Origin of the sequence: Pseudomonas sp. DC1.2, from assembly GCF_034351645.1 — a bacterium.
Classification (GTDB): Bacteria; Pseudomonadota; Gammaproteobacteria; order Pseudomonadales; family Pseudomonadaceae; genus Aquipseudomonas.
This window is the reverse complement of sequence record NZ_CP133782.1, coordinates 2283290-2308611: the sequence shown is the minus strand read 5'-3', so window position 1 is coordinate 2308611 and position 25322 is coordinate 2283290. Positions and strand designations below refer to the sequence as shown.

The following is a 25322-nucleotide window of genomic DNA, read 5'->3' as shown; positions in this document are numbered from 1 at the left end:
TTCAGAACGTGTTGGGTTAAAGGGCGCAGACTTACTTGAAGTCGACGTCGAACGCTTGATAAAAGGCGTTGCCGGTGTTGGCCACTATCCACATCAGCACAATCACGTGATGGCCCTTTTTGCTCGCCGGCAAGGTCACTTCGTGGTTGACCTTGGCCTTCATCTCAGCCGAGTGGCTGTAATACGGGACGTAGGCGTAGAAGTCCTCGGCGAATGGTTTGGCTTCCAGCTGCGCTCGGCTGATGCGCTGTTTCGAATCCCAGCCATCTTTGGTGATGAGCCAGCGGTAGCCACGGGTGACGTGCGGTGCGGTGTATTCCCAGGTGACGCTGAAGACTTGGCCGGGGGTAACGTTCAGCAGCGGCCAAGTGAAGGGACGCCCCAGTTTTTTGCTCAACTCCTCGTTGGTGAAGTTGATGCAGTCACGTTCATCGACCTTGCCGCCGCTGAGAATGTGACCATCGGTGGGGGGGACGACGCTGTCGCTGTCGGTTTGATACGGCGACGGGAATGGGCCGGCAGTCAGCGACGGGAAGTTCTTGCCACCTTCCATTTCGTTGACTTGCCAATTACCCAATAACCCTTGCTCGACAGCGACAGAACCGCGGCTGGCTGGGGAGGTGACACGTCCGTGTCGAAGTTGCGTTTGAGCCTGTGGTGCGTTCATTTTTTCACTCCGTTGATTTAAGAACTCTCCTTCCTGAGGAGAGACCTTTAACCTAGCGGAGCTACTTTTTTTGTCCATCGACCCCCTTTACAGAGCTGGCCGAGGTGTACGCAGCCAACCGCCCAAAAACACTGGCTGCATAACCAGCTCTTACGCAAAGACCTACTTTGACTGTCGTAAAAGTATTACAGCTCAAAGTAACAATTCAGGCATTTCACGCCTAGACAAGTTGCGCCTTGAATTCCCGCTCATAGCGGCCCGCGAGCTGCTCTTTTTGCGTGTCGTCGAGCAGTTTTCCGGCCATCTGGAAAAACTTCTGCTCTTCTTCCTTGAGGTGATGATGGACCTTCTCGGCCAGCTTTTTCGCAGTCGCCAGCCAAGCAGGGCTGGACATCTCGGTCTCGTCCAGGGCCTCCATCATTTCGTCCATTTCATGGTGTTCAGAGATGGCGTGGCGGCTGAGATCGACGCCATTGTCGAAGGCCATCAACGGGATATAGAAGTGCCGCTCTTCCGCCGTTTCGTGGGCCTGAAGTTCGGATTTGAGTTGTTTGTAAGCCGCTGCCCGCTCAGCAGTGTCGCCGCTGGTCTGGATCAATGCATCGGCGTAGCCGCGCTGGCGATCGTGACTTTCACGCAAGGCTTCAAAAATGTTCATGGGCGCTCCTCTTGGCCGGGTTTTGGAATAACACTCCAAAAGCTAGACATCTGCGCGCCAGCGGCGGTTCCACCGCTGTGGGGGAGATGGAACAAGTTCGACGAGCCAGATAGTCTCTTGGCTCACCGCCATAAGGATGTAGTCATGACCTTGCATATCGAACGCTCGATAAACCCCACGGACGAGGAGCGCCAAGCCATTCTGACGCCGCTATTGGCCTACAACGCCGCCAAGGCCGGAGATTCAGAGTCGGAGAAAGTTGCGCTGCTGGTGCGCGACGACCACGGCGAAATCCTCGGCGGGCTTTACGGTCGGCTGTTTTACCGGTGGTTGTTCATCGAGTTGCTGTCCGTGCCGGAACAAGGCCGGGGACAGGGGTTAGGCTCGAAGCTGATGCGCATGGCCGAAGACCTGGCGCGCGAGAAAGAATGCGTGGGGATCTGGCTCGACACCTTCGACTTTCAGGCGCCGCAGTTTTACAAAAAGCACGGCTACAGCGAATTAGGCCACATCGCCGATTACCCGCCGGGGCATAAGCGGTTCTTCTTTCAGAAGCGCCTGATGCCCTAGCGTGAACGTGCTCGCGTCAGCGTTAGCGTCGGTCATTAGCCGCTATCGCCCGTCAGGTAGCTTGTACGGGGGTATTGCGGCGAGCTTACAAACAGGTCGCCAGCGCCGCCAATCGGCGCTTGGCCACAAAGTCATCATGCTGCGCGTAGTAACTCAATACCGTGCCGGAAGCATTGCTGCTCACGTCCACGAACGACTCCGCTGACCGCGTGTAGACCGTAGAACCGCCCTTCTTACCCGGCTGCAAATATGCGCCAGCGTCTACGCCGAACACGGCTTCATCCTGCCAGGCGAATTGCACGCACTGGGCAACGAGCTTTTCCGGTTTTTCGGAGCTCAGGATCTTATAAGGGGTTTGGGTACGGGAGTTGTCCATCACCGAGCCCGCGCATCCCGCCAGCACGGTTGCTGCCAGCGCTACCATCAGCCTTCGCATTGTGTTCGCTCATCAATAAAAAAGCGGACTGTATCACCGTAGGGTGACGTTCCGTTCTGCTTTACTTCATTTATAACGCGACACAGGGTGGCGATTCGCGCACCCTATCGCGCCATTAATGCCGCTTCGCCCATTTTTTCGGGCTCATTTTTCTGGAAACGCCATGACACCCAACGCCGAATTTTACAAACCGACTGCTGAATATGCCGACAAGCTGATCAGCCAGATCGGTCAGACACCGTCCTGGATCGCCAAGCGAATCGGTGTCACCGACAAGCGGATTCGTTACATTCTGGAGGGCGAACGCACCGTCAAAGGCGAAACCACGCCGATCCAGATGACCTACACCGAGCAGTTTGCCCTTGAGTGCCTGGCCGCCGCAGCCAAAGCCAGCAAGAAGCAATCTTCGTAACCTGACCCTCAAGGGGCGACCATGGCAGCCACCGAACAACAACATGAACAGGCGCTGAAGAAGTTTCTCGATGAGCGTCCCGAACTGCGCAGCGAGCTCGATAACCTCAACCCGTTGCAGGCTCAGGCCAAGGGCGAGACCCCGGAGCAGTACCGCGACGAACGCTTGCATGAAGCCTTCGAGACCGAGGCTGAACGCCTCGGCTTGTTTGCCTGGGAGTTGACCCTGCAACTGACCGCGTCGACGTCAGAGGACTACCAGATGCAACGGCGGGAAGTGCATAAGGAAGTGGCGGAAATGGCCGGCATGGACTGGCTGGAATATTGCGAGTTATATGGGTTGAGTAAGTAACCCCCATTTGCCGCTCAAGGATGCCTTAGCTGATGCTGCCTTCTTCCAGTACCCAGGCCTCTGCGGGGCACGCCCATCTTCATAAGTGGCGCGGACGCATCGGCCTGTCGCTGGTGGCCACCCTCTCGGTGCTCGCCGGCATGACCGATGCCATCGGTTTCATGGCCAGCGGTGACTTCGTGTCGTTCATGAGCGGCAACACCACGCGTCTGGCCGTGGCCATCAGCGATGGCAACCTGGGGCTGACGCTTCGGCTGCTGATCCTGGTGGCCACCTTCATCGTCGGCAATGCGCTGGGTATTGTTGTCAGTCGTGTCGGCAGACGCCGCGCGCTGCCGTTGTTGCTGTGCATCGCGATGCTGCTCTGCGGCGCTGCCGCTTGGCCCTACGAAGAACAGCTGCCCGCGCTGCTGGCGGCGATCATTGCCATGGGCATGCTCAATGCGGCGGTGGAGGAAGTGAACGGTCTTCCTGTCGGCCTGACCTACGTCACCGGGGCGCTGTCGCGCTTTGGTCGAGGACTGGGGCGCTGGATGCTCGGCGAGCGGCGCAACGGCTGGCGTGTCCAGCTGATTCCCTGGACCGGTATGTTCGCCGGCGCGGTCCTCGGCGCCTTACTCGAACACCACTTGGGGCTCAAGGCCTTGTTTGTCAGCGGCCTGCTGGCCGGCACGGTGGGTGTGCTGTCACTGAAAATCCCTCGGCGTTGGCAGTTGGGGTACATGCCGCGCTGAGCAGCACTTTCAGCCGCCAACACAGCGTGGAGCGAGCGTGACTAGGGGCTTGGCAGGCCCAATACCAATGCCACAAACGCCAGCGCCGCCGCGCTGTGGTAGTTGTTCTTCCTGCGGAGCAACGCCGCGCCGCGTCGTGGGGCTTCGCCCTGCAAGGGAATCTTGCGCAGGCCGCGCTCCTCAGTGGCAATGGGCTCAGGGAGGATGGTGGCAATCGGCGTATGACCAATGACCTCGAGCAAGGTACTCACCGAGTTCACCTCGATCACCACGTTAGGCGTGATGTTCTGCTGCCGAAAGTAGGCGTCGACCGATGACCGCGTGATGAAGTCGGGTGCCAGCAACGCGAACGCCAACTGCGCCACGTCGCTCGGCAACAGCGCACCCTGATGCTCGAACAGCGGATGATCACGCCCGACCATAAGCCCCAATGTTTCGACAAACGCAGGAATGCACTCGATGTCGGGGTTTCTCACCGGGGTAAAGGCAATCGCGATGTCCAGCGAATCCTCCGCCAGCCCCGCTTCGATGTCGTCCATCGACAGCTCGAAAATCTGTAGATGAATATTTGGATACCGCGCCACGTAATCACGTACCAGCGGTCCTACCAGATAAGCCATGAACGTCGGCGTCATGGCCAGCCGCAGCGTGCCACGGGACAAGTCCTTCACGTCATGCACCGCGCGCTTGCCCGCCTCCAGCTCCACCAGCACCCGGCGCGCGCAGTCGATATAGGCCTGTCCCGCGTCAGTCGGCTTGACCGTGCGCGATGTGCGGTCGAACAGACTCACACCCAGCGTTTCTTCCAACTGCCGAATTTGCTGCGAAAGGGTCGGCTGCGAGACATGCAACGCCTCGGCAGCCCGAGTGAAGCCACCGTGATCGGCAACCGCCAGCAAATAGCGTAAATGTCGGAGCAGCATGGGTAACACCATCTATAGGCTGTACTTATGCGCGGCATTGTATATCGATCTTGGACGTTATGGATCGTTCGGCAGAAGATGGCTCCAGACCCAGTAACAGCCCAAACCGATAGGAGTCACACCATGCAGCAGTCCCACGCTTACAACGACGCCAGTCTGGCCCTGACGGCATCAGTTCTCGATGCCAAGGCCCGCAAAAACCTGTCATGGCAGGACCTGAGCGATGGCACCGGCCTTAGCTTGGCGTATGTCACCGCCGCCTTGCTCGGCCAGCACCCATTGCCGGAAGCCGCCGCCCACATCATCGGCGAGAAACTCGAACTGGACGCCGAAAGCATCGCCCGCCTGCAAATCATCCCGCTGCGTGGCAGCCTCTCGGGAGTGCCAACCGACCCGACCATCTACCGTTTCTACGAGATGATTCAGATTTACGGGACCACGCTCAAAGCCCTGGTCCATGAGCAGTTCGGCGACGGCATCATCAGCGCGATCAACTTCAAGCTGGACATCAAGAAAGTCGAAGATCCAGAAGGTGGCTCCCGCGCCGTGATTACCCTGGACGGTAAGTTCCTGCCACTGCGCCCTTTCTAACGCAGTACCGGTTAACGGCCCGCACGTCTGGTGCGGGTCCACTCACAGGAGGAAACCACCTTGAAAGCGCTTATCGACGGTTTTTTGAAGTTCCAGAACGAAGCCTTTGCGCAACGTATCGACCTGTTCAAACATTTGGCCACCACCCAGCACCCCGGCACCTTGTTCATCACCTGTTCCGACAGCCGTGTGGTGCCCGAACTGCTGACACAGCAAGAGCCGGGTGAACTGTTCGTGATCCGCAATGCCGGCAACATTGTGCCGTCCTACAGCCCGCACCCCGGCGGGGTCTCGGCCACTGTGGAATACGCCGTCGCCGTACTGGGTGTGACCGACATCGTGATCTGCGGCCATTCGGACTGTGGCGCCATGACCGCCGTCGCCGCGTGCAAGTGCATGGATCACCTGCCCGCGGTCAGCGGCTGGTTGCAACACGCCGAATCGGCCAAGGTCATCAATGAATCTCGCACACACGCCGACCCAGCGGCCAAGGTCAGTTCAATGGTGCGCGAAAACGTGATTGCCCAACTGGCCAACATCCAGACCCACCCCAGCGTGCGACTGGCCCAGGAAAAAGGTCTGCTGAACCTGCATGGCTGGGTCTATGACATCGAGTCCGGTTCGATCGTCGCACTGGATGCCGACAGCCGCCGCTTCCTGTCCCTGTCTGAACACCCGACGACCTGCGCCGTGCAGGCCAAAACGATGAATGCCGCCTGAACAACGTTAAGCATAAGCACCGACCACTTGCTTCACTTTCAGCAGCGCGTCTCGCAACGCATGCAGATCCACTGACCCCAGCGCCAATCGGAGCGCATGGGGTATCTGGACCGAGGTCGCAAACGGTTCGGCTGTCGAGACCGAGACCTGCTCGCGCAGCAACGCCATGGCGATCTGGTCGGCCCGCGCCTCTTCCGGCAACGGCAACCAGACGAAGTACGAATTGGGATGACGAACGCAGTGCAAGCCTGCCAACACCTCATCGACCAACGCCTGCCGGGCCTGCGCGTCCACACGTTTCTGCGCTTCGAGCAGGCTCACGGTTCCATCCTCCAGCCAGGCACAGGCCAGGGCCGTCATCACCCCTGGGGTGTTCCAGGTCGTTGCCCTAATCGTGCGTTCGAGCGCCGGGACTTTTTGCAACGGCGCGGCCACAAATCCAACGCGCAAACCGGTGGCGACACTCTTCGACAACCCCGACACATACACCGTCCTTTCTGGCGCCCGCTGCGCCAACGGTGCTGGCGGCGCTTGCGCCAGAAAGGCGTAGGCCGCGTCCTCGATGATCAGCAGATCATGCGCACGCGCAATCGACACAAGTTGCTCGCGCTGGCCGCACGGCATGACCCAGCCCAACGGGTTATGCAGCGTCGGCATGCTGTAGACCGCGCGCACCGAGCGGTTTCGGCACAGCGTTTGAAGCGCCTCAAGGTCAGGACCCGTGTCCGTGGCGGGAATAGGCACTACTTCAAGACGCAATGCTTCGGCCAGCACTTTGAACCCTGGGTACGTCAACGCATCGGCAGCGATCACGTCACCCGGTTGCAGCAACGCCATCAAGGTCACCGCCAGACCATGCTGGGCACCGCTGACAATCAGCACCTGTTCGGCCTGCACCGTCAGCCCGTGTGTACGCAAATGACGCGCCACGCAAGCGCGCTCATGCATCCGTCCACTGTGGGGTTGATAACGCAGCAGCGATTCCAGATCACCGGACAGCGCGAGTTGGCGCAAGGCTTGGCGCAATAGATCGGCCTGGCCGGGCAACGAGGGGTAGTTGAAGTTGAGGTCCATCATCCCCGCCGCGACGAGGGGCTGGTCGATGCCCTGACCGGGAGGCAGGGACGTCTCCCTGACGAACGTGCCCCGCCCCGTTTCCCCACTGACCAGGCCCATGGCCTCCAGCTCGGCATAGACCCGACTGGCCGTGACCAGCGCCAGCCCCTCTGTGGCGGCCAACTGACGATGAGTCGGCAAGCGTGTGCCTGGCGGCAACCGCCCAGCGCGGATATCGGCTGCAAACGTGTCCACCAACGACTTGTAGCGAGAACGTGGCATCGCGAGATGTATCCATGACAATTTTTTGATTGTCTTGATAGTCGGCCATAGCATGCGCTTCACGCAACCCCCGCTTTCAAGCCGCTTGCATGGAGTGTGATCCTGAATGGACCGTACATCGAACCCGCAAAACCCGCTGCCGCAAACGAGTGCGAGCGGATGGATCAACGGCTTCATCGGCGTACTGATTTTCAGCGGCTCATTGCCCGCTACGCGGGTGGCGGTCCAAGCGTTCAACCCCGTGTTCCTGACCGTCGCCCGCGCGACCATCGCCGGCGTGCTCGCGCTGTGCCTGCTGTTGCTGTTCAAGCAAAAACGCCCTGCGTGCCATCAGTTTGGGCCGTTGCTCGTCGTGGCGCTGGGGGTGGTGGTCGGGTTTCCGTTACTGACTGCGCTCGCGTTGCAGTACGTGACGTCGGCGCATTCCATCGTCTTTCTTGGCATGCTGCCCTTGGCAACGGCGGTGTTCGGGGTCTTGCGCGGTGGCGAGCGTCCGCAGCCGGTGTTCTGGTTATTTTCGATCCTGGGCAGTGTGATCGTGATGGGGTTCGCCGTGACACAGGGGCTGACCGCCTCTGCCCAGGGAGACCTGCTGATGCTGTTGGCCGTGATTGTCTGTGGGCTCGGTTATGCCGAAGGGGCCACGCTGTCCAGAACGCTGGGGGGCTGGCAGGTGATCAGTTGGGCGTTGCTGATGTCGCTGCCGGTGACGGCAACTCTGACCGGGTTGCTCATGCCCAGCTCATTTTCAGCCGTCACCACGCCCGCGTGGTTGAGCCTGGCTTACGTGTCGCTGTTCAGCATGCTGATCGGCTTCATTTTCTGGTATCGCGGACTGGCCCAAGGCGGCATTGCCGCTGTTGGACAGCTTCAGCTTCTACAGCCGTTTTTTGGTTTGGCACTAGCGGCCACGCTGCTTCACGAAACGGTCAGTCTGGGCATGCTGGGGGTCACCGTGGCAGTGATCCTTTGCGTGGTCGGTGCGAAAAAATTTGCCCGATAGCCGCACGCACCGACCGCTACTCACACGGCCGCTGCGCCGGGCAACTCAGCGTTTGACGCCCAGGTCCGTCTGGGTCATGCGGCTGCGGATGGTGAATACACCGTCCCCCGAGAGAATCGCGCTGCGGGCAAACAGCCGCCCACTCTCCCAGTTCGAAAGCCCCAGTTCCGGTTTGTTCAGTGCGTATTGGCCATCGACCCAACGGGTTATCCCGTCGCCCACAAAGGGCGCGTTGACCGCGTTGTAAAACCGCGCCTGAGCCTGCGCATCTTCGCTGATCAGCGATACGGTGAACTGCGGACTATAGCGGTTGAACAAGCTGATGGCCTGGTCCAGGTCGTCGACGATTTTCAGGCTCACTTCCGGGGTTTCTTCCCACTCCCACTCGCGGCCCAACTGGTCTTCGGACAGCGCTTCGGCCATCGCTTCAGTCACAAGGCCCTCGGCGCGATACACCTCGACGGTGGCGGTCTGCCAAGCGGCCGGCAAGTACGACTCGCTGCCCTCGACAATGTGCAATTTGCAGCCTTGGCCCCTGGCCGCTCCCGCCTGTTGCAGCGCATCGAGAAACAGCGGCACCAACGCGTGGGCGCGCTCGCGCTGGATCAGGCACACGTTCAGGGTGTTACAGACCTTGCGGTCCAAGGAGTTACGCACCACGGCGGCAAAGCGCTGAGCGTCTGCGTCCTTGTCGGCAATCAGCCAGGCCCCCCCGGTGCCGTGCAGGCTGACAGCGGTGCCGGCCTGTTGAGCAATGCTACCGAGCTGACTGACCGCGCGACCCGAACCCCGAGCCACCGCCAGCGACAAGCGGCGGTCGGCGAACATTGCCCAACCGGCGGCGTGATTGACGCTTTCAACCAGCGACACCGCGCCGGCCGGCAAACCGGCGTCGGCCAGCGCCGGGTTCAGTGCATGCGTAACGATTGCCTGGGCGGTGCCCAGTGCATCGCTGCCAATGCGCAATACGGCGGTGTTGCCCGTGCGCAGCACCCCGGCCGCGTCGGCGAAAACATTTGGCCGGCCTTCGAAGACGAAGGCGACGATGCCCAGCGGCGACACCACTTGCTCGACCTTCCAACCGTCGTGCTCAACGCTGCTGATCACCTTGCCGCGCGTCGCTGACGCATCGCGCCAGGCACGCAGCCCTGCAATCATGTCGCGGCGCATGCGTTCATCGGCCAGCAGCCGGGTAGTGGAACGTCCACGGGACTTGGCGCGTTCGATGTCGGCCAGGTTTGCGGCCTCGATCAAGGCCCAGGCGTCAGGGTGTTCGAGGCGCTGGGCAAAGCGGTCGAAGAAATCGCTGATCGCCTGATCCGACACCGCCGACAGCGCGGTGAACGCCACTTCAGCACGTTCGATGGCGACCGCCGCCGCTCGCTGGTCAGCCACCGGAATCAACAACAACTCGCCGCTGACCTGCTCCACCAGCAGATGGTCCCCCGGCTGGAAGCGTGCCGCCAGCTCGGGGCTGACCACGGTGACACGATTGCCCGCGAACGGGATGGGCGTGCCGGCAACGAGACGTTCGAGCGTTAGGGACATGAAGCGGTTTCACCGTGCAGTGGGCGGGCGGAAAATGTATAGGAAAATCCCCGGAGCGTCATTACTGACACCGGACCTTAGAACACCGACCAGCCAATCCGTTGGCTCAACAACTCCAGCGCCGCCATGCCCGCCAGCGAGTTGCCGGCGGTATTCAGCTCCGGTGACCAGACGCACACCGTGAACTGGCCCGGCACCACCGCGACAATCCCGCCACCGACGCCGCTCTTGCCTGGCAGGCCGACACGGTAGGCAAAGTTGCCGGCCTCATCGTACAAGCCGCTGGTGGCCATGATCGAATTGACTTGCTGGGTCTGGCGGGCGGTGAGTATCTGCTCGCCGCTGTGTTTGCAGAAACCGTCGTTGGCCAGGAAGCAGAACGCCCGTGCCAGGTCCACACAGCTCATGCGCAAGGCGCAGTGACTGAAATAGCTGCGCAGCACCGCTTCGACGTCGTTATGGAAATTACCGAAGGACTGCATCAAATAGGCCATGGCGGCGTTGCGCGCACGGTGCTGGTATTCGGATTCGGCGACTTTGCCGTCCACCATCACTTGCGGGTTACCGGATAAGCGCCGGACAAAATCACGCATCGACAGCGCCGGCGCAGCGAAGCGTGACTGATTGATGTCGCAGATCACCAGCGCGCCGGCATTGATGAACGGGTTACGCGGGCGGCCGCGCTCGAACTCCAACTGCACCAGGGAGTTGAACGGCTGGCCGGACGGCTCATGGCCCAGACGTTCCCAGATGGTTTCGCCAGAATGGTCGATGGCCTGCACCAGGCTGAACACCTTGGAAATACTCTGCACCGAGAACAGCGTGTGCGCATCGCCGGCGCAATACAGTTCGCCGTCGTTGCCGTAGACGGCAATGCCCAGTTGATCGGCCGGCACCGTACCGAGGGCGGGAATGTAATCCGCCACCTTACCCTGACCGATCAGGGGCCGAACTGCGTCAAGGATCTCGCTCAACAGCGCTTGCATGCCGGGCTCCGAAGTCTCGCCCCATGGGATTGCGGGGTCACTGACGCTAGACGCCACTGGCGCGCGGCGAATCACAGTTTTGCAGGGCAATGCCACTGATCTGACAACATTGCGCGAACCGGCTCGCGGCCTCAGGGTTGTTGGCAGGCCCCGGGGGCTGTTCATCGAGACGGCGACGGGCCCATTGAACGATTGCCGCGACAGGTTATCTACCGACTTCACTTGCCAAGACTGGAGCCACCATGAGCGTAACCACCCAGTGGATCGACATTGAAAGCGCCGACGGAACATTCGGCGCCTACCTGGCGACTCCTCATACCCGCAAGGGGCCAGGAATCGTCCTGATTCAGGAAATCTTTGGCGTCAACGAGCACATCCGTTCAGTCGCCGAGCAATATGCCGCCGATGGCTATTTCGTGATCGTTCCGGACCTATTCTGGCGCAGCGGTCCGCGCATCGAGCTGGGCTACGACGAAGCCGGCTGGAAACGCGCCGTCGAGTTGATGAACGCCACCGATGTCGGCAAGGCCCAAACAGACGTCAAGCTGGCCATCGACGCGCTTAAGGCCCAACCCGGCCTGGAGGGCGGCGTCGCCGCCATCGGTTATTGCTTCGGCGGCATGCTCTCCTACCACACCGCCGCCAACGGCTTGGTGGATGTAGCAGTTGCCTACTACGGGGGTGGCATCCAGAACCAACTGCAACGCGCCGATGACATCAAGGTGCCGATGCTGATGCACTTCGGCGATCAGGACAGCCACATCCCAATGGACGCCGTGGAGCAAATCACCGAACGTTTCGCACACAACGACAACGTGGATATCGAGGTGTATCCAGGGGCCGAACATGGTTTCAACTGCTCGCATCGCAGCAGCTACAACCAGCGCGCTTCGGTCGAGGCCCACGGCAACACATTGACCTTCCTCAGCCAGAATCTCTGAGCCTGAGCGTGAACGGGCGTCCCCCAGCGCCCGTTCACAGGGTTCACACCTTAACGCCCTGTCAGCGCGGCCCTTGCGGATCCTTACCGCCGATACCCATAGCCATAACCGTAGCCATAGCGCCAGCAGCAAGGGTGCGGGTGGCCATAGAACACACACCCGTTCAAGGTCAGCAACACAACAGCACAGGCGATTAACTTCAGCGAGCGGGACATGGTTGAATCCTCATGGGTCAGTGACGTGCGACAGGTCATAATCGCTGCCGGTTACTGATTGAACGGCGCCGCGTGGTAAATCCGTCGCGCCTTGATGATCTTTTCTAAAGCAACCAATGCCACGCCTCCCACCCTGAAAATAATTTCATTTTGCCGCGACGGATCTTTTCCCCCTCTAACGTTCAACTCATCAGCTGCATTCACTTTCAGATGCGAGCCTTGAGGAGTTGTCATGAACGTTATGCGCCCCCTGATCAACTTGCGGCATCTTCTGCTCGTTCCCTTGGCGCTCGCCGCGCTGGCGAGTACGCCGGTTTTTGCGCAGACCGAAATCATCATTCGCGAGGCGCCTCCACCCATGCGTATGGAGATGGCGCCGGGGCCACGTCCAGGCTACGCCTGGGATAACGGTCACTGGCGCTGGGAGGGTCGCGGCTATGCCTGGGAACCGGGTCATTGGCAACCGGTGATGCACGGCGCACGCTGGAAGCCAGGGCACTGGCAGGCGCGTGGGCCAAACTGGTACTGGATCGAAGGGCATTGGACTCGTTGAGCCTACGGACAGCACGGCAAGGAAACGGGCGCCGCCCTGCTCCTTGCCCATTGCGCACAACCTGACCCTGTCACCGGACCGAGACCTGCCATTTGAAAGAAACTGATCCGGACGTGGAGTTGCTGGCCCGCATTGGCAACAACGAAGCAAAGGCCGTCAACGAGATGGTGTCGCGCAAGCTGCCCCGTTTGCTGGCGCTGGCCAGTCGTTTGCTGGGCGATGCCGATGAGGCCAAAGACGTGGCCCAGGAAAGCTTTTTGCGCATCTGGAAACAGGCTGCGCACTGGCGCAACGAGCAGGCACGGTTTGATACCTGGCTGCACCGGGTGGTGCTCAATCTGTGCTACGACCGTTTACGCCGACGCAAGGAGCAACCGCTGTCGGTGCTCGATGAATTGCCAGAACCGGCAGACACGGCGCCGTTGCCGGATGAACAACTGGAAGCCAGTGCCCAGGGCGAACACATGGCCGCCGCCCTCGCCGCATTGCCTGAGCGTCAACGCGAAGCCATCGTGTTGCAGTACTACCAGCAATTGTCGAATGTCGAGGCGGCGGCGCTGATGAACATTACGGTCGAAGCACTGGAAAGCCTGTTATCGCGCGCACGGCGCAACCTGCGCAATCACCTTGCCGACTCATACGGCCAAACGGTCCTACGGAGGGGAAAACCATGACACCTGAACGGTTCAGTCATTTGGTCAACGCCTATGGCGCCGACCTGCAACGCTGGCCATCGGCAGAGCGCGTGCAGGCCCAGGCGTTGCTTGGCGCAGGTGAGCCTCAGGTCCGCGAGGCACTGGAGCAGGCACGCTGGCTCGACACGCTGCTCGACAGCCATCACGTGCCGGCCGCCACGCCCGAGCTGGTGCGCCGCATCGTCGCGTCGGCGCCGCAAGCCAGGGCACCATCGTTCTGGGGCCGACATCGCGAGTGGCTGTCAAGCATCGGGTTCGTCGGCGCCGGCCTGGCAGGCATTGCGGCCGGCATGCTGGTGATGTCTATCAGCCTGCCGCTGCCCTCCTCATCCGAGGCGCTGCCCAATATTTTCGAGCAGAGCGATGCCGACATCGTCCTGAGTATCAACGCCGAGGAGATCGATCAGTGACTGTGCCATCCCCGCATTTCAAAGCCGTTTTGGTGGTATCGCTGGTGCTCAATGTGTTCCTGATCGGCGGCGTGGCCGGCGGTCTTTATCAATGGCATAACCAGCCTAAACCCGAGCTGGCACTGCCGCAGCACGGCTTGCACCAGGTGCTGGTCCAACTGCCCCCCGCCAAACGCCGGGAGTTGCGTCAGTTGATGCGCCAGACCCGTGACGACAATCAGCCGCTGATTATCGACAGTCGCCAGGCCCGGCTTGAGGTGATTCGCCAATTGCAGGCACCGACCCTGGATCGCGAGGCACTGGACAATCAGTTAAGTAAAGCCCGCGAGGCCGACCTCACCTTGCGCGCACGGGTAGACGCCAGCCTCGCAAAATTCGCCAGCACCCTGCCGGCCGAGGAACGGCAAACACTGGCCGACTCCCTGTACGGGGGCGTCAAGGCAAAGCCACGGGCCGCCAACAAGAACTGACCCGTGGCGACGGATTATTCGTCGCCAGCCGTTTAACCCACGTAGGCCCGTCAACCGGGCGCTGTTTGAAACAAGGAATCAAGCCATGCCGCAGACATTCAAGACTATGCTCATCGCAGGCCTTATGGCGGTCACGCTGTCAGGCTGCATCATCGCTCCGCAACATCCACACCGACCGCCACCACGCTACGAAGTCGTACCGGTCATGCCGGCGCCGGGTTATCACTGGGTAGAGGGTCACTATCGTTGGGGAGGCAACCAATGGTTGTGGGTGCCTGGACACTGGCGCGCCTATTGATTCCTGACACTGGAGACTGCTTTGACCGACACCCCGCCTGCGGCACGTGACACCCGCCGTGACCACAGTTTTAATACCCAAGTCGAGCGCGCGCGCAGTGTCCTGCGTGTAGCGCTCGCGTTGTTTTACTTCGTTGCAGGGGGCTTTCACCTCTATGCCACGGCCGGTTTCGTCAGCATCGTCCCGGACTGGGTGCCTTACCCTCACGCGGTTGTGATCGTCACGGGCATCTGTGAACTGCTGGGGGCCGTGGCCCTGCTGACACCGCGCCTGCGCCGACTGGCGGGGATCCTGCTCGCCCTGTACGCCGTGTGCGTGTTTCCGGCAAACATCAAGCACGCACTGGAGAACCTACCGGTCGGCGGCGTGCTACTGGGCTGGGGCTACCACGGGCCTCGGCTGGCGCTGCAACCGGTACTGGTGTGGGCTGCGCTGTTTGCCGGCGATCTCATTACCTGGCCCTTCAATACCCCGAAGCCCTCAATGTAGCGGCATGCCCCCTCAACGAACATTGCGATACAGCATCAACCGCGCACTTTCATGCAGCCCCCGGGTCAGTTCCAACAGACGCTGAAACTCCTGCGGATGCTGTCCTGCCACATCGTCCAGCGGTGTGCTGGACGCCAGGTCGTGCAAGGTCGGCGAGCTGCCGTCATGTTGCATTTGCAACAGGTAGTCTTGGGTCACGCCGCCGATCAGCGGAAACGTGCCTTCACGTAACACCAACGGCACCACCCGCTCGCCCTCCGGCGCCGGCTGCTGGACGTCGCGCCCCATGGCGCCGTTGCGGAACGGCATGCCCGCCATGCCCGCCACGGTCGGTAACACATCGGCCAGCCCCACCGCTTCCTCGATCACCTTGGGCTGCAACAAGCCGGGGGCATGAATCAGCAGCGGCACATGGTTGCTTTCCAGGCCCAACTGTTCAAAGGCTGGCGGCATGTGCGGGATCTGGCTGATGCGGGTGTTGTGATCGCCGAAGAACACAAAAATCGTGTTGTCGTAGTAACCACCGTCCTTGGCGATCTGCATCAAGCGACCAATGTTGAAATCCAACAAACGCACCGCGTTGTATTGCTCAACACTGCGCGAGCCGGCGGCCTGCACCTGTTCCAGCGACAAATCCTTGACCTCGAAGCCGTCGTTATCCTTGGGGATGGTGAATGGACGGTGGTTGCCGGAGGTTTGCAGGTAGGCAAAAAACGGGCGGTCTTTGGGCACCGCACGCAGAATCCGGTCGCTCTCCTTGAACAGGTCCAGGTCCGAAATGCCCCACACATCAACCAGCGGCGCCCGCCAGTCACTTTCCTCATAGAGCTGCACGCCGTCGATACTCTGCCGGATCAGCGCATTGATATTGGCCCAGCCGGCGTTGCCACCAATCATGTAGAACTTCTGATAGTCAGCGAATGCATTGATCAATGTGTGCTGGCGAGTGATCAGCGGATTACGCGTGGCAGTCTCCTGACGGGTCACGTCGGGCACCCCGGTGATGCTGGCCCAGACCGTTTTGGCGGTGCCAGTGACCGGGACGTAAAAATGCTTGAAGAACCAGCTTTGGCTCGCCAGCCGATCAAGGTTCGGCGTCGGGTTCAACGGGTTGCCATAAACGCCGACGGCGCTGGTGCCCAACGACTCAAGCATGACGAAGATCACGTTGGGCGCACGCGCACCCGCCACCCGGTAAGGCTGCACGGTTTGCTGGCGTTCGAACGTCAAGGTCTGCGTATCAGGCTGGCTCACCTCCAGGTACTTGGCCACCGCCGGGTAATGCTGGCGGACTTGATCTTCATCGAATTGCGACTGTCCGACCTTGAGCGTGTCGTACAGGAAAATAACCGGATTGAGCCCCACCGCCGCCATCTGGCTGTCGCCGGAGAAGAACGCATCGCTCCAGCGCAACGGCACCGGGTTTTGCAGGTTGAGGTTGTCGACCCGTCCCAGCAACGCCAGCAACACGGTCACCAGCCCAAGCCCCGCGCCGAAGGCTACCGAGACCCGACGAATCAGTGTTGGCGCGCGGTCCAGGGTCAAGCGTTCCAGACGCACCAGCGCATAAAACCACAGCCCGACTACCGCCAGCCAACCCAGCGCGATCCATAACACCGGGTAGGTCTGCCAGACCATCTGCCGGGAAATTTGCGCGTCTTCAAGGTAACGCAGCACCGTGGCATTGATCCGCACACCGAGGTAGGCGTAGTGCCCGAAATCGACGATATACACCAGTCCCACCACGCTCAGGGCCAGCAATAGATAGAGCCTGGCCACCCAGCGCAACAACGGGGTGCGGGTCAGATTCCAGCGCGGCAACCACGCCAGCAACGCCAATGGCAGCATCAGCAATACCGCCAGACGCAGGTCAAAACGCAGACCGATACTCAGGGTCTTCAACAGCGACGGAGTATCGACAACCGCCCTGGGATCAATCCCGGAAAACCCCAGCACAAATATCAGTCGGAGCATGACGAACAGCAAAAACATCAGCCCTATCGCCCCCGCGCCGTAGCGCAGACGCCGTGATTGCAACCAGCCCATCGTTTACCTCGGTGTGGTGTTTCAGTCGTTGGCAGCCCAGCAGGTCAGCCACTTAAACAGCAGGTTTCAACGCCCCGCGCGCAGTGCGAATACGACGCCAGGCAACGCGGGCCAGTAAACCGACTCCGGCCACCAGGCAGTACCCCGCCAACAGCGGATCGATCAGGTAGTCCCAGTAGTTTTCCGAGGCCTTGAGCCGCAAGGCAAACGCTAGTGTGGCAACCGCCAGCATCCACACGCCCAAGGCGTGACGCAGCCACAGCAGCAACAGTGTCAACAAGCCGATGCACACAATCAGCGGGCGCGGGTTGAAACCCCAGCGATAAGGATCGACATACGTCAGGCCAAGGGTCGCGGGGTACAACACCAACGCGAACACCACAAACAGCCCAAGTACCTGGCCCCGCTGCAAGACGTTGAGGGGCCGCACCACCCCCAGACGCAATAGACATGCCCAGCCCATGAACACTAACGTGGTGATGGCCAAGTCGTCGGTGACGCTGCGCACATAGGCCGCCAGCGACAGGCCCTCAACCGGTATGAAACTGATCAGCGCCAGCAACGGCAACAGCCAGGGACGCCAGGGCGTGGTGAACCGTAACGTGCTCAGCAACAGAAAGCCGAGCAGGATAAAACTCAAATGGGCTTGCCAGAGAGATAGCATCAGAGTTGCTCCGCCAGCCAGGCATCGTTGAAGCTGACATGTTTGATAAACGTGTTATTCCACGAGTAAACCAGGTGGTACATGCCGTCCGGGCTGCGGGCGAAATACGGGTACTCGTACTCAAACTCACAGCCTTTGGGTTTGCACACCCGGTAATCGAGATTGCTCAAAAAGCGCTGTTCCAGTGGCAAGCGCTGCGCCCCGCTGGAGGCTCGAAAACCCTCGCCGATGATTGCCTTGTAGGCCTCCGGAGAAAACGGTTGCCCCAGCGGGTCGGGAGACTGGTCCAATTCCACAACCGTGCGCCAGTCTTTGAGGTTGGCATCGGTGCGGTACAGGCTCAGCTTGAAGCGCCCGTCCTGCAGATCGTTGAGCGCCACCAGTAAACCGCCATCTGCGGCGCCCATCGCCGCCAGCGACGAGTTGGGGTTGGCCGGCTCCAGCGGATACGGCTCGCTCCAGGTCAGCCCCGCGTCTTCGGTGCGACTGGCGAGAACGCGATGATAGGTGTCACCGGCATAACGCAGCATGGCCACGGCACGCCTTTCATCCAACGGCACGATGGTCGGCTGCAAGGAATACTTGCCACGGCTGATGCGGAATTTATCGATGACGTTACCGTCAGCGCTCAAGTACAGGTACTCGGCGAATTTGCCCATGAACTCGTGGTACACCGGCAAACCGATCGAGCCGTCCGCATGAAACACCGGTGCAGCACGCACCAAGGTGCTGATGTTAAAAAACGGCGAGGTGATCAACTGTCGGGGCGCAGACCAGTTCTGGCCCAAATCATCGGAGACCATGACGTTGATCGCGCTGGTGGCCCAGCCACCCACCGAGACCGAGACGTAGAACATCCACAAACGCTGATCCGGCGCCAGGGCGATCACCGGGTTGCCCAGCTTGCGAATATAGCGCTGGGTGCCGGAACGGGTTGATGCACGCGTCGCGAGGACCTGCTCGGCGCCCCACTCGCCGCTCTTGGCGTCAAAGCGGGCGGTCCGCACCTGCACGTCGGCAGCGCCCTCCCGAGAGCCGGCAAACCACGCAGCCATCAGGTCACCATTGGGCAACGCGGTGACCGACGACGAATGCACGAAATCATCCAGTTCCGAGGACACAAAGCGGCTATTGAATTGGGGCTTGGCGCTCGGCAGCGTCTTCTCGGGCGCGGGTTGAGCTTGGGCAAAGCCCGACAGTTGATGGTCCGGATGGCTGCGCCAAGCGGCGAGAAAGATCCCCCCCAGTAACAGACTGCTGCACACAAAAATCAGGCGAAAGGAAAGCGCATGCATAAAAATCCCGATGCAAAGACAAGTGGGGGGCAAACGAAATAAAGGCGCCTTACTGCGCGACGTCATCCGGCAATCGCCGCCGACGCCCGGTGAGCATCGACAACGGCAGGTTGTCGCGCACTTGAAGGCTTTCGAACAGCGCAGCGGCAATGTGCAGGCCCACCAGCGCCAGCAACACGTTGGCGGCCGTTTCATGCACCTGCAACGGCCAGTCGGCGCCCCACAGGGCATCGACCTCTTCCATGGCCCAGCCACTGAGCCCGAGGGTCAGCAACACCAGCATCATCGTAATCATCACCAATGCGCCGAGGGGCGAATGCCCCAGCCGGTGCATCGGTCTTCTGGCCAACAGCGACCGCAGGTGCGCGCCGAGCCTGGCCGGCGTCGGCCAGAAATCCACCCAGCGAGCACTGCGCGGCCCGATGAATCCCCACACGCTGCGCACCAGCAACCAGGTCACGGCGTAATAACCGAGCCAGACATGCCAGGTGCCGCCCGCTTCATTAAAGAAGTAATTGGCCACGAAAACACCCGCGATCGACAGATGAAATAGCCGCACCACGGGGTCCCACAGTCGTAGGGATTCAGTCGACATTAACCTTTGATCTCGGTTTTCACCGCCTTGCCTGTCACCGGGTCGTGGTAGATCTCGACCTTGCGCTTGTCCTTGTCGAAGCCATAAATCTCGTAGCAGTTACCGTCGGTGACTTTGAACTTGCTAACCTCATAACCCTGAGCCTTGAGTTGCGCCTCAAAAGCCTTCGGGTCTTGCCATTGCGAGCGTTCGGCGGTGGTGCATTGCGGACCGGCGACAGCCAGGGGACTGGCGACAATCAGAGACAGCAGCAGTAATGTGCGCATGAAAACAGGCTCGGGTGATGAGAGAAGCCTTACTGTGCAAAACCAAACTTAATGCAAGCTTAGTTGGCAACGAACCGTTACATCTTTACAGGCAGCAAGGGCTGCCCGGCCAGCGCGTTGGGCGGCATGATGCCGCCGCTCACTCGTCCGATTTCCTACAGAGAACCTGTCATGCGTCTGCTCCTCGTCGAAGATGACCGCGCCCTCGGCCAAGGCATTCGTGTGGCCCTTAGCGCCGAAGGCTATACCCTTGACTGGTTGCAGGACGGCATCAGTGCATTGCACGCCCTGCGTACCGAAAGCTTCGATCTGCTGTTGCTCGACCTCGGGTTGCCAAGGCTGGACGGGCTGGGACTGTTACAGCAATTACGCGCCGAACAGCACAACCTGCCGGTGCTGATCCTGACCGCCCGCGATGGCACCCCCGAACGCATCGCCGGCCTTGACGCCGGCGCCGACGACTACCTGGTCAAACCGTTCGACGTCGAAGAACTCAAAGCCCGGGTTCGCGCACTGCTGCGCCGCAGTCAGGGCCGGGCGCAACCATTGCTGGAGCACGCGGGCGTCAGCCTCGACCCGGCCACCCAGCAAGTCAGCTACCGGGGCTTTGAGGTGATCGTCACGCCCATGGAATATCAATTGCTGCATCAACTGATAGCCCGCCCCGGCAAAGTGGTGACCCGCGAACGCTTGTCCAGGGCGCTGTATGGCTGGCAGGACCGGGTCGAGAGCAACACCCTGGAAGTGTTGATCCACAACCTGCGCAAAAAACTCTGCGCAGAGCTGATCCGCACCGTGCGCGGGGTGGGCTATGTGATGGAGCTCACGCCATGATGTCAGTCCGTGCGCGGATTCTGGTGCCGGTGTTGGTGCTGGTAATGATCGGCACCGTGCTGATCAGCTGGTTCGCGTTGCGCGACAGCCACCATGAAATCGAAGAGGTGTATGACGCCCAACTGGCGCAAAGCGCAAGGTTGCTACAAGGGGTGCTGGCGCAACGCACCACGGGTGAAGCGGACTGGGACCGTCTGTACCGGGCTTTCGACCAGGCCATGAGCCGCGTCGGCGATGGCGAAGTGGCCCATCCTTATGAAACCCGGTTGACCTTTCAGGTCTGGCGCACTGATGGAACATTGCTGGTTCGTTCCGCCGAGGCGCCGGTGCTCGACGCCCCACCCACCACCCTGGGCGCCCACGATTTACTGGAAAACGGCCGTGACTGGTGCGCCTTCCTGCTCGCCGACCCGCAGCAGAATTTGCTGATCTGGGTCGGCGAGCGTGACGATATTCGTCAGGACCTGATCCAGCGCATTGTGCGTCATACCCTGTGGCCGACGCTGATCGGCGTGCCGTTGCTGGCGGCGCTGATCTGGCTGACCATCGGTTGGGGCCTGGAGCCACTGCGCGCCATGGCTCAGGCCATCCGCGGCCGTCACACCGCGGCGCTGCAACCGTTGCAACTCCAGCCGTTGCCCCCAGACCTTGAACCCATGCAAACCGCCCTCAATGGCCTGCTGACACAGATCGACCGATTACTGGAACGCGAACGTCGTTTCATCGCCGACGCCGCCCATGAACTGCGCACCCCGCTGGCGATTCTGCGTATCCATGCACAAAACGCCCAGCAGGCCGGGACGCCGCAGCAACGCGCAGAGGCGTTAGAGTTTTTGGTCAGCGGAGTCGACCGCGCCACCCGTATCGGCAGCCAGTTGCTGACCATGGCGCGGATCGAACCGCACCTGAACAATCCTGATATTCACGTCGTGGAATTGACCGCGCTGATACGTGAAGAACTGGCTGAACTCACCCCACTGGCCCTGCAAAAGCAGGTCGAACTGTTCCTCGACGGCGACCTTGACTGCCCGATCAATACCGACCCGGTGGCGGTGGCCATTGCCTTGCAGAACCTGGTGACCAACGCGCTGAATTTTTCACCACCCGGCAGTGAGGTTCGCGTGCTAATTCGCCCGCAACCCTCAGGCGCGGTGTACATCAGCGTCGAGGATGCAGGGCCTGGCATCGATGAACAGGACTCGCAATTACTCGAACGCTTTTACAGCCAAGGCAACGCCAACGGCGCCGGCCTGGGCTTGGCCATTGTCGATATGATTGTGCGCAAAATCGGCAGCAGCCTGAAACTCTACAACCTGCCGCAGGGTGGACTCTGCGCAGAGCTGAGGCTGAATGAACGGGGGGCTGACACAGCGTGACTGCCTGAGGGCCTATTTAGCCTCTCCGTTACGCGGTTTATAAAACAGAAACCGGCCGATCTCGACGGTCTTGATGTACGCCTTGGCCCACGCCGGGTTCACATTCCGGTCATGGAAGTACATCGCGCCATGGGTACGATCCGGCAGCTGTTTGTTAAGCGCCTTGCGCGCGACTTCCTTGGCTGTCGCGTAAGGCTCTGCTTCCTGGACATCATCCGAACGGCCGTCGCACCACCACGAAAACTGGCAGGCATGTTTTTCCGAGCCTTGCTTGACGATCCCGCACACCGTGTCGGGAAAGCCTTCGTGGCCCAAGCGGTTCATGACCACATTGGCCACACCTTCCATGTCAGCGGTGTCCTTGCCTTTGGCTTCCCAGTAAATAGAGCGGGCCAGGCAGGTAATCGCATCGTCCAGCGGCGCTTGGCCTGCCGGGTCGACAGCCTGCACTTCGGCAGGCGTAATGGCCTCGGCCTTCTTGGCCACCGGCGCCTCGCTGCCTTTTTCGGCGGCTTTTTGCTCCAGGACCTGGGCCTTGTCCACCGCCACTGCTTTTTTTTGCGCCTGGTCATCGGCGCTGGCATCGGCGGTAAACAGGCTGATGGCGAGGCAGGTTGCTATCCACGTTGAACGCATGGCGGTAACACTCGGTTAGGCATCAAGGGAGGCGCCGGGTTGGCACCACGGCGTCATTGTAGTAGCCAAATCGGTGCTTTCGACAAGCCACACGCTGCAAAAAGGCATTGCCCCGCTGGGGGTAAAATCGCGCATCATGGGCGCAGTCAGTTCAAGGGGGATTTCCATGCGTTTCATACCGTCCGTTTTGCGTTTTGCCGCGATTTGCGCAGGCTGGGTGTCCGCGACCACAGCCCTGGCCACCGATGAGTCGCAATTGATTGAATCGATCAATACGTACCGCAGCCAGGTTCAGCGCTGTGCCGGCCAAGCATCATCGGAGTTGCCACCACTGGCCGCCGATCCGCGACTGGTGCTGCCCATCCGCAATAGCGGCGATTTGCAACAGGCCATGGCCCGCGTGGGTTATCCGATGGTCAACGTCCAGGCCATCAGCCTCTCCGGTCCCCGCGATGCGCAGTCGGCCATGCAGGCGGTGCAGGAGAGCTTCTGCCAAGTGGTGCTGAACCCGCAATTCATCGATGTCGGTGTCAGCCGTGAAGGTCGTGAATGGCGCATCGTACTCGCGCGTCCGCTGCTCAGCAGTCGCCTCGGCGACGCTCAGGCCGAAGGCCAGAAACTGCTCGATCTGCTCAACGCAGCCCGCAGCCAACCACGCCAGTGCGGCGGGCAACCGTTTGCCGCGACTACGCCGCTGGCCTGGAACGCGACGCTGGGGACCGCAGCCGAAAGCCACAGCCGCGACATGGCCAACAATAACTATTTCGATCACAAGGACCGCAGTGGCGGTACACCGGGCGACCGAGCCGAACTTGCCGGCTACAGTGGCCAGCAGATCGGCGAGAACATCGCCGCCGGGCAAGACACCGTGCGCAAAGTGGTCGATGGCTGGCTGTCGAGCCCCGGCCACTGCGCCAACTTGATGAACCCACAGTTCCGTGAGTTGGGCGCAGCCTATGCGGTGGACCCGAAAAGCGATGCAGGGATTTACTGGACTGCCATGTTTGGCACGCCCTAACGGCTCGCCATTCAGTGCTCGGTCGGTGGCGGCCTTGGGCTTTAGACGGACGCCAAGGCTCGCGGAACACCAACACTGTAGGCGTCGAGAGTCGATGGCGTGTGCTCATCGCCGGCGACCTGAACCGGCCCATCACCGTGACGGTTAGCCGCTCGCCGGTACCTGAAAAAGGACAATCCCTTGAGCACTAAGACCTGCGCCCTAGAGCCGCCTCAACCAAAGCCACTGGCAATCCCCCTGCGCGAAGCCTTCCTCTTCTGGCTCAAGCTCGGTTTCATCAGTTTCGGCGGCCCGGCCGGGCAGATTTCGATCATGCATCAGGAGCTGGTAGAACGCCGCCGCTGGATTTCGGAACGGCGTTTCCTGCACGCCCTTAACTACTGCATGTTGCTCCCTGGCCCCGAGGCGCAACAATTAGCCACCTATATCGGCTGGCTGATGCACCGGACCTGGGGCGGTGTGATCGCCGGTGTGCTGTTTGTGCTGCCGTCGCTGTTCATCTTGATTGCGCTGTCCTGGATGTACATCGCGCTGGGTGACCTGCCCGTAGTAGCGGGGCTGTTTTATGGGATCAAGCCTGCGGTGACCGCCATCGTGGTGCAAGCCGCCCATCGAATCGGCTCTCGGGCCCTGAAGAACAACGGGTTATGGGGAATAGCCGCTGCATCATTTACCGCCATCTTCGCCTTCAACGTAGCGTTCCCCCTGATTGTCCTGGGCGCGGCGCTGATCGGTTACCTCGGCGGACGCCTGGCGCCGGAAAAGTTCAGAACCGGTGGCCACAGCGCCACGCAAAAATCATACGGTCCGGCGTTGATCGATGACGATACCCCGACACCCGAACATGCACGGTTCAGTGGTTTTAAACTGCTGCGCCTGACCCTCATCGGTGCGCTTTTATGGCTATTACCGATGGGCATTCTCTGCGCGTTGTACGGTTGGGGCGGCACCCTGACGCAGATGGGCTGGTTCTTTACCAAGGCGGCGCTGCTGACGTTTGGCGGGGCCTACGCCGTGCTGCCCTATGTGTATCAGGGTGCAGTCGATCACTTTGGCTGGTTGACGCCGACGCAAATGATCGACGGCCTGGCGCTCGGCGAAACGACGCCAGGGCCGCTGATCATGGTGGTAGCGTTCGTTGGGTTTATTGGGGCTTACGTGCATCAGGTGTTCGGCCCGGACCATGTGTTCCTGGCCGGCGCGCTCGCCGCCACGCTGGTCACGTGGTTCACCTTCCTGCCGTCGTTCCTGTTCATCCTCGTCGGCGGCCCCCTAGTGGAGTCGACGCACAACGAGCTGAAGTTCACGGCGCCACTGACCGCTATTACCGCGGCGGTGGTCGGGGTGATCCTCAACCTTGCGTGTTTCTTCGGCTACCACGTGCTCTGGCCCCAAGGCTTCAGCGGCCACCTTGACTGGCCCTCGGCGCTGATTGCGCTGGTCGCCGCAATCGCGCTGTTTCGCTTCAAGCGCGGGGTGATTGAAGTATTGATCGGCTGCGCACTGATAGGGATGACGGTGTTTCTCCTGCGCTAGCGGCGCCATTCACCCCGTCTCGCTTTGCCAGCGCGGTGCGGGGTGGGC

Annotated in this window: 33 protein-coding genes; 18 read left to right on the top strand and 15 right to left on the bottom strand. The window is 60.9% G+C overall.

The genetic code is table 11. The features are described from left to right. Positions 1-31: 31 nt before the first annotated feature. Positions 32-667 (bottom strand): lytic polysaccharide monooxygenase auxiliary activity family 9 protein, encoded by a 636-nt coding sequence (locus RHM68_RS10510; protein ID WP_322222645.1) that lies wholly within the window; start codon positions 665-667, stop codon positions 32-34. 220 nt (positions 668-887) lie between these two features. Next, positions 888-1325, bottom strand: a complete 438-nt coding sequence (locus RHM68_RS10505; protein WP_322222642.1) for a hemerythrin domain-containing protein — start codon at positions 1323-1325, stop codon at positions 888-890. Positions 1326-1469: 144 nt separating this feature from the next. Here RHM68_RS10505 and RHM68_RS10500 point away from each other — a divergent pair, with 144 nt between their 5' ends. Next, complete coding sequence (locus RHM68_RS10500; RefSeq protein ID WP_322222640.1) at positions 1470-1895, top strand: GNAT family N-acetyltransferase; 426 nt, start codon at positions 1470-1472, stop codon at positions 1893-1895. Positions 1896-1980: 85 nt separating this feature from the next. On the opposite strand, the gene RHM68_RS10495 is transcribed toward RHM68_RS10500, so the two are convergent. Further along, positions 1981-2331 (bottom strand): hypothetical protein, encoded by a 351-nt coding sequence (locus RHM68_RS10495; protein WP_322222638.1) that lies wholly within the window; start codon positions 2329-2331, stop codon positions 1981-1983. 163 nt (positions 2332-2494) lie between these two features. Here RHM68_RS10495 and RHM68_RS10490 point away from each other — a divergent pair, with 163 nt between their 5' ends. Genes RHM68_RS10490 through RHM68_RS10480 form a run of 3 tightly spaced genes read left to right on the top strand, consistent with a single transcriptional unit; the run spans position 2495 to position 3828 of the window. Then, positions 2495-2743 (top strand): hypothetical protein, encoded by a 249-nt coding sequence (locus RHM68_RS10490; RefSeq protein ID WP_322222636.1) that lies wholly within the window; start codon positions 2495-2497, stop codon positions 2741-2743. Between the two features lie 21 nt (positions 2744-2764). Continuing rightward, complete coding sequence (locus RHM68_RS10485) at positions 2765-3094, top strand: DUF6388 family protein (protein ID WP_322222634.1); 330 nt, start codon at positions 2765-2767, stop codon at positions 3092-3094. A gap of 32 nt (positions 3095-3126) precedes the next feature. Continuing rightward, on the top strand, positions 3127-3828 hold the full coding sequence (locus RHM68_RS10480; protein WP_322222632.1) for a YoaK family protein: 702 nt from the start codon (positions 3127-3129) through the stop codon (positions 3826-3828). A gap of 41 nt (positions 3829-3869) precedes the next feature. On the opposite strand, the gene cynR is transcribed toward RHM68_RS10480, so the two are convergent. Continuing rightward, on the bottom strand, positions 3870-4751 hold the full coding sequence (cynR, locus tag RHM68_RS10475; RefSeq protein ID WP_322222630.1) for a transcriptional regulator CynR: 882 nt from the start codon (positions 4749-4751) through the stop codon (positions 3870-3872). A gap of 123 nt (positions 4752-4874) precedes the next feature. Here cynR and cynS point away from each other — a divergent pair, with 123 nt between their 5' ends. Continuing rightward, positions 4875-5342 carry a cyanase gene (cynS, locus tag RHM68_RS10470; RefSeq protein ID WP_322222628.1) on the top strand — a complete coding sequence of 156 codons (468 nt, stop codon included), beginning with the start codon at positions 4875-4877 and terminating at the stop codon, positions 5340-5342. 60 nt (positions 5343-5402) lie between these two features. After that, entirely contained in the window at positions 5403-6062 is a 660-nt protein-coding gene (locus RHM68_RS10465) for a carbonic anhydrase (protein WP_322222626.1), read from the top strand. A 6-nt stretch (positions 6063-6068) separates the two neighbouring features. Here the strand turns inward: RHM68_RS10465 and RHM68_RS10460 are convergent, their stop codons facing one another. Next, entirely contained in the window at positions 6069-7400 is a 1332-nt protein-coding gene (locus tag RHM68_RS10460; RefSeq protein WP_322222624.1) for a PLP-dependent aminotransferase family protein, read from the bottom strand. 106 nt (positions 7401-7506) lie between these two features. On the opposite strand from RHM68_RS10460, the gene RHM68_RS10455 reads away from it, so the two are divergent. Further along, a complete protein-coding gene (locus RHM68_RS10455; protein ID WP_322222622.1) occupies positions 7507-8403 on the top strand; it encodes a DMT family transporter in 897 nt (298 codons plus the stop codon). Between the two features lie 45 nt (positions 8404-8448). Here the strand turns inward: RHM68_RS10455 and RHM68_RS10450 are convergent, their stop codons facing one another. Together RHM68_RS10450 and glsB are read right to left on the bottom strand one after the other, a co-directional pair. Further along, positions 8449-9951: an aldehyde dehydrogenase family protein gene (locus RHM68_RS10450; protein ID WP_322222620.1), complete on the bottom strand. Its 1503-nt coding sequence runs from the start codon at positions 9949-9951 to the stop codon at positions 8449-8451. A gap of 77 nt (positions 9952-10028) precedes the next feature. Next, positions 10029-10937, bottom strand: coding sequence for a glutaminase B (gene glsB, locus RHM68_RS10445; RefSeq protein WP_322222618.1), 909 nt, complete (start codon positions 10935-10937; stop codon positions 10029-10031). 242 nt (positions 10938-11179) lie between these two features. Here glsB and RHM68_RS10440 point away from each other — a divergent pair, with 242 nt between their 5' ends. Next, complete coding sequence (locus tag RHM68_RS10440; protein ID WP_322222616.1) at positions 11180-11878, top strand: dienelactone hydrolase family protein; 699 nt, start codon at positions 11180-11182, stop codon at positions 11876-11878. A gap of 83 nt (positions 11879-11961) precedes the next feature. Here the strand turns inward: RHM68_RS10440 and RHM68_RS10435 are convergent, their stop codons facing one another. Beyond that, positions 11962-12093, bottom strand: coding sequence for a hypothetical protein (locus tag RHM68_RS10435; RefSeq protein ID WP_322222614.1), 132 nt, complete (start codon positions 12091-12093; stop codon positions 11962-11964). Positions 12094-12144: 51 nt separating this feature from the next. Next, positions 12145-12327: a hypothetical protein gene (locus tag RHM68_RS10430; RefSeq protein ID WP_322222612.1), complete on the bottom strand. Its 183-nt coding sequence runs from the start codon at positions 12325-12327 to the stop codon at positions 12145-12147. Between RHM68_RS10430 and RHM68_RS10425 the strand changes: the two genes are divergently transcribed. The 6 genes from RHM68_RS10425 to RHM68_RS10400 all read left to right on the top strand — a co-directional run bounded on the left by RHM68_RS10425 (position 12326) and on the right by RHM68_RS10400 (position 15008). Then, complete coding sequence (locus RHM68_RS10425) at positions 12326-12646, top strand: YXWGXW repeat-containing protein (protein WP_322222610.1); 321 nt, start codon at positions 12326-12328, stop codon at positions 12644-12646. The genes RHM68_RS10430 and RHM68_RS10425 overlap by 2 nt on opposite strands. Positions 12647-12738: 92 nt before the next feature. Further along, positions 12739-13320 (top strand): RNA polymerase sigma factor, encoded by a 582-nt coding sequence (locus tag RHM68_RS10420; protein ID WP_322222608.1) that lies wholly within the window; start codon positions 12739-12741, stop codon positions 13318-13320. After that, positions 13317-13751 carry a hypothetical protein gene (locus RHM68_RS10415; RefSeq protein ID WP_322222606.1) on the top strand — a complete coding sequence of 145 codons (435 nt, stop codon included), beginning with the start codon at positions 13317-13319 and terminating at the stop codon, positions 13749-13751. The genes RHM68_RS10420 and RHM68_RS10415 overlap by 4 nt, the downstream gene beginning before the upstream one ends. After that, positions 13748-14221 (top strand): periplasmic heavy metal sensor, encoded by a 474-nt coding sequence (locus RHM68_RS10410; RefSeq protein WP_322222604.1) that lies wholly within the window; start codon positions 13748-13750, stop codon positions 14219-14221. Before RHM68_RS10415 ends, RHM68_RS10410 begins: the two co-directional genes overlap by 4 nt. 85 nt (positions 14222-14306) lie before the next feature. Further along, positions 14307-14519, top strand: coding sequence for a YXWGXW repeat-containing protein (locus RHM68_RS10405; protein WP_322222601.1), 213 nt, complete (start codon positions 14307-14309; stop codon positions 14517-14519). A 21-nt stretch (positions 14520-14540) separates the two neighbouring features. Then, positions 14541-15008 carry a DoxX family protein gene (locus RHM68_RS10400; RefSeq protein WP_322222599.1) on the top strand — a complete coding sequence of 156 codons (468 nt, stop codon included), beginning with the start codon at positions 14541-14543 and terminating at the stop codon, positions 15006-15008. A 12-nt stretch (positions 15009-15020) separates the two neighbouring features. On the opposite strand, the gene RHM68_RS10395 is transcribed toward RHM68_RS10400, so the two are convergent. The 5 genes from RHM68_RS10395 to RHM68_RS10375 are packed head-to-tail and all read right to left on the bottom strand — an operon-like array spanning position 15021 to position 19874. Then, positions 15021-17054 (bottom strand): LTA synthase family protein, encoded by a 2034-nt coding sequence (locus tag RHM68_RS10395; RefSeq protein ID WP_322222598.1) that lies wholly within the window; start codon positions 17052-17054, stop codon positions 15021-15023. Between the two features lie 52 nt (positions 17055-17106). Continuing rightward, positions 17107-17718 carry a hypothetical protein gene (locus tag RHM68_RS10390; protein WP_322222596.1) on the bottom strand — a complete coding sequence of 204 codons (612 nt, stop codon included), beginning with the start codon at positions 17716-17718 and terminating at the stop codon, positions 17107-17109. Beyond that, on the bottom strand, positions 17718-19013 hold the full coding sequence (locus tag RHM68_RS10385) for a sialidase family protein (protein ID WP_322222594.1): 1296 nt from the start codon (positions 19011-19013) through the stop codon (positions 17718-17720). Before RHM68_RS10385 ends, RHM68_RS10390 begins: the two co-directional genes overlap by 1 nt. Positions 19014-19062: 49 nt before the next feature. Then, positions 19063-19608, bottom strand: a complete 546-nt coding sequence (locus RHM68_RS10380) for a cytochrome b/b6 domain-containing protein (protein ID WP_322222592.1) — start codon at positions 19606-19608, stop codon at positions 19063-19065. Further along, positions 19608-19874 carry a PepSY domain-containing protein gene (locus tag RHM68_RS10375; protein ID WP_322222590.1) on the bottom strand — a complete coding sequence of 89 codons (267 nt, stop codon included), beginning with the start codon at positions 19872-19874 and terminating at the stop codon, positions 19608-19610. The genes RHM68_RS10380 and RHM68_RS10375 overlap by 1 nt, the downstream gene beginning before the upstream one ends. 171 nt (positions 19875-20045) lie before the next feature. On the opposite strand from RHM68_RS10375, the gene RHM68_RS10370 reads away from it, so the two are divergent. Together RHM68_RS10370 and RHM68_RS10365 are read left to right on the top strand one after the other, a co-directional pair. Further along, complete coding sequence (locus tag RHM68_RS10370; RefSeq protein ID WP_322222588.1) at positions 20046-20708, top strand: response regulator; 663 nt, start codon at positions 20046-20048, stop codon at positions 20706-20708. After that, the gene (locus RHM68_RS10365) at positions 20705-22084 is read left to right on the top strand and encodes an ATP-binding protein (RefSeq protein ID WP_322222586.1); all 1380 of its coding nucleotides are present in this window, start codon (positions 20705-20707) and stop codon (positions 22082-22084) included. The genes RHM68_RS10370 and RHM68_RS10365 overlap by 4 nt, the downstream gene beginning before the upstream one ends. A gap of 12 nt (positions 22085-22096) precedes the next feature. On the opposite strand, the gene RHM68_RS10360 is transcribed toward RHM68_RS10365, so the two are convergent. After that, complete coding sequence (locus tag RHM68_RS10360) at positions 22097-22720, bottom strand: cell wall hydrolase (protein ID WP_322222584.1); 624 nt, start codon at positions 22718-22720, stop codon at positions 22097-22099. 166 nt (positions 22721-22886) lie between these two features. Here RHM68_RS10360 and RHM68_RS10355 point away from each other — a divergent pair, with 166 nt between their 5' ends. Together RHM68_RS10355 and chrA are read left to right on the top strand one after the other, a co-directional pair. Further along, a complete protein-coding gene (locus RHM68_RS10355) occupies positions 22887-23738 on the top strand; it encodes a CAP domain-containing protein (RefSeq protein WP_322222582.1) in 852 nt (283 codons plus the stop codon). 180 nt (positions 23739-23918) lie between these two features. After that, positions 23919-25274, top strand: a complete 1356-nt coding sequence (gene chrA / locus RHM68_RS10350; protein WP_322222580.1) for a chromate efflux transporter — start codon at positions 23919-23921, stop codon at positions 25272-25274. Positions 25275-25322 lie beyond the last annotated feature (48 nt).

Coding starts and splice junctions, on each gene's coding strand:
- RHM68_RS10510 (WP_322222645.1), bottom strand. CDS start 667: ATGAACGCACCACAGGCTCAAACGCAACTTCGACACGGACGTGTCACC.
- RHM68_RS10505 (WP_322222642.1), bottom strand. CDS start 1,325: ATGAACATTTTTGAAGCCTTGCGTGAAAGTCACGATCGCCAGCGCGGC.
- RHM68_RS10500 (WP_322222640.1), top strand. CDS start 1,470: ATGACCTTGCATATCGAACGCTCGATAAACCCCACGGACGAGGAGCGC.
- RHM68_RS10495 (WP_322222638.1), bottom strand. CDS start 2,331: ATGCGAAGGCTGATGGTAGCGCTGGCAGCAACCGTGCTGGCGGGATGC.
- RHM68_RS10490 (WP_322222636.1), top strand. CDS start 2,495: ATGACACCCAACGCCGAATTTTACAAACCGACTGCTGAATATGCCGAC.
- RHM68_RS10485 (WP_322222634.1), top strand. CDS start 2,765: ATGGCAGCCACCGAACAACAACATGAACAGGCGCTGAAGAAGTTTCTC.
- RHM68_RS10480 (WP_322222632.1), top strand. CDS start 3,127: ATGCTGCCTTCTTCCAGTACCCAGGCCTCTGCGGGGCACGCCCATCTT.
- cynR (WP_322222630.1), bottom strand. CDS start 4,751: ATGCTGCTCCGACATTTACGCTATTTGCTGGCGGTTGCCGATCACGGT.
- cynS (WP_322222628.1), top strand. CDS start 4,875: ATGCAGCAGTCCCACGCTTACAACGACGCCAGTCTGGCCCTGACGGCA.
- RHM68_RS10460 (WP_322222624.1), bottom strand. CDS start 7,400: ATGCCACGTTCTCGCTACAAGTCGTTGGTGGACACGTTTGCAGCCGAT.
- RHM68_RS10455 (WP_322222622.1), top strand. CDS start 7,507: ATGGACCGTACATCGAACCCGCAAAACCCGCTGCCGCAAACGAGTGCG.
- RHM68_RS10450 (WP_322222620.1), bottom strand. CDS start 9,951: ATGTCCCTAACGCTCGAACGTCTCGTTGCCGGCACGCCCATCCCGTTC.
- glsB (WP_322222618.1), bottom strand. CDS start 10,937: ATGCAAGCGCTGTTGAGCGAGATCCTTGACGCAGTTCGGCCCCTGATC.
- RHM68_RS10440 (WP_322222616.1), top strand. CDS start 11,180: ATGAGCGTAACCACCCAGTGGATCGACATTGAAAGCGCCGACGGAACA.
- RHM68_RS10435 (WP_322222614.1), bottom strand. CDS start 12,093: ATGTCCCGCTCGCTGAAGTTAATCGCCTGTGCTGTTGTGTTGCTGACC.
- RHM68_RS10425 (WP_322222610.1), top strand. CDS start 12,326: ATGAACGTTATGCGCCCCCTGATCAACTTGCGGCATCTTCTGCTCGTT.
- RHM68_RS10430 (WP_322222612.1), bottom strand. CDS start 12,327: ATGACAACTCCTCAAGGCTCGCATCTGAAAGTGAATGCAGCTGATGAG.
- RHM68_RS10415 (WP_322222606.1), top strand. CDS start 13,317: ATGACACCTGAACGGTTCAGTCATTTGGTCAACGCCTATGGCGCCGAC.
- RHM68_RS10405 (WP_322222601.1), top strand. CDS start 14,307: ATGCCGCAGACATTCAAGACTATGCTCATCGCAGGCCTTATGGCGGTC.
- RHM68_RS10395 (WP_322222598.1), bottom strand. CDS start 17,054: ATGGGCTGGTTGCAATCACGGCGTCTGCGCTACGGCGCGGGGGCGATA.
- RHM68_RS10390 (WP_322222596.1), bottom strand. CDS start 17,718: ATGCTATCTCTCTGGCAAGCCCATTTGAGTTTTATCCTGCTCGGCTTT.
- RHM68_RS10385 (WP_322222594.1), bottom strand. CDS start 19,013: ATGCATGCGCTTTCCTTTCGCCTGATTTTTGTGTGCAGCAGTCTGTTA.
- RHM68_RS10380 (WP_322222592.1), bottom strand. CDS start 19,608: ATGTCGACTGAATCCCTACGACTGTGGGACCCCGTGGTGCGGCTATTT.
- RHM68_RS10375 (WP_322222590.1), bottom strand. CDS start 19,874: ATGCGCACATTACTGCTGCTGTCTCTGATTGTCGCCAGTCCCCTGGCT.
- RHM68_RS10370 (WP_322222588.1), top strand. CDS start 20,046: ATGCGTCTGCTCCTCGTCGAAGATGACCGCGCCCTCGGCCAAGGCATT.
- RHM68_RS10365 (WP_322222586.1), top strand. CDS start 20,705: ATGATGTCAGTCCGTGCGCGGATTCTGGTGCCGGTGTTGGTGCTGGTA.
- RHM68_RS10360 (WP_322222584.1), bottom strand. CDS start 22,720: ATGCGTTCAACGTGGATAGCAACCTGCCTCGCCATCAGCCTGTTTACC.
- RHM68_RS10355 (WP_322222582.1), top strand. CDS start 22,887: ATGCGTTTCATACCGTCCGTTTTGCGTTTTGCCGCGATTTGCGCAGGC.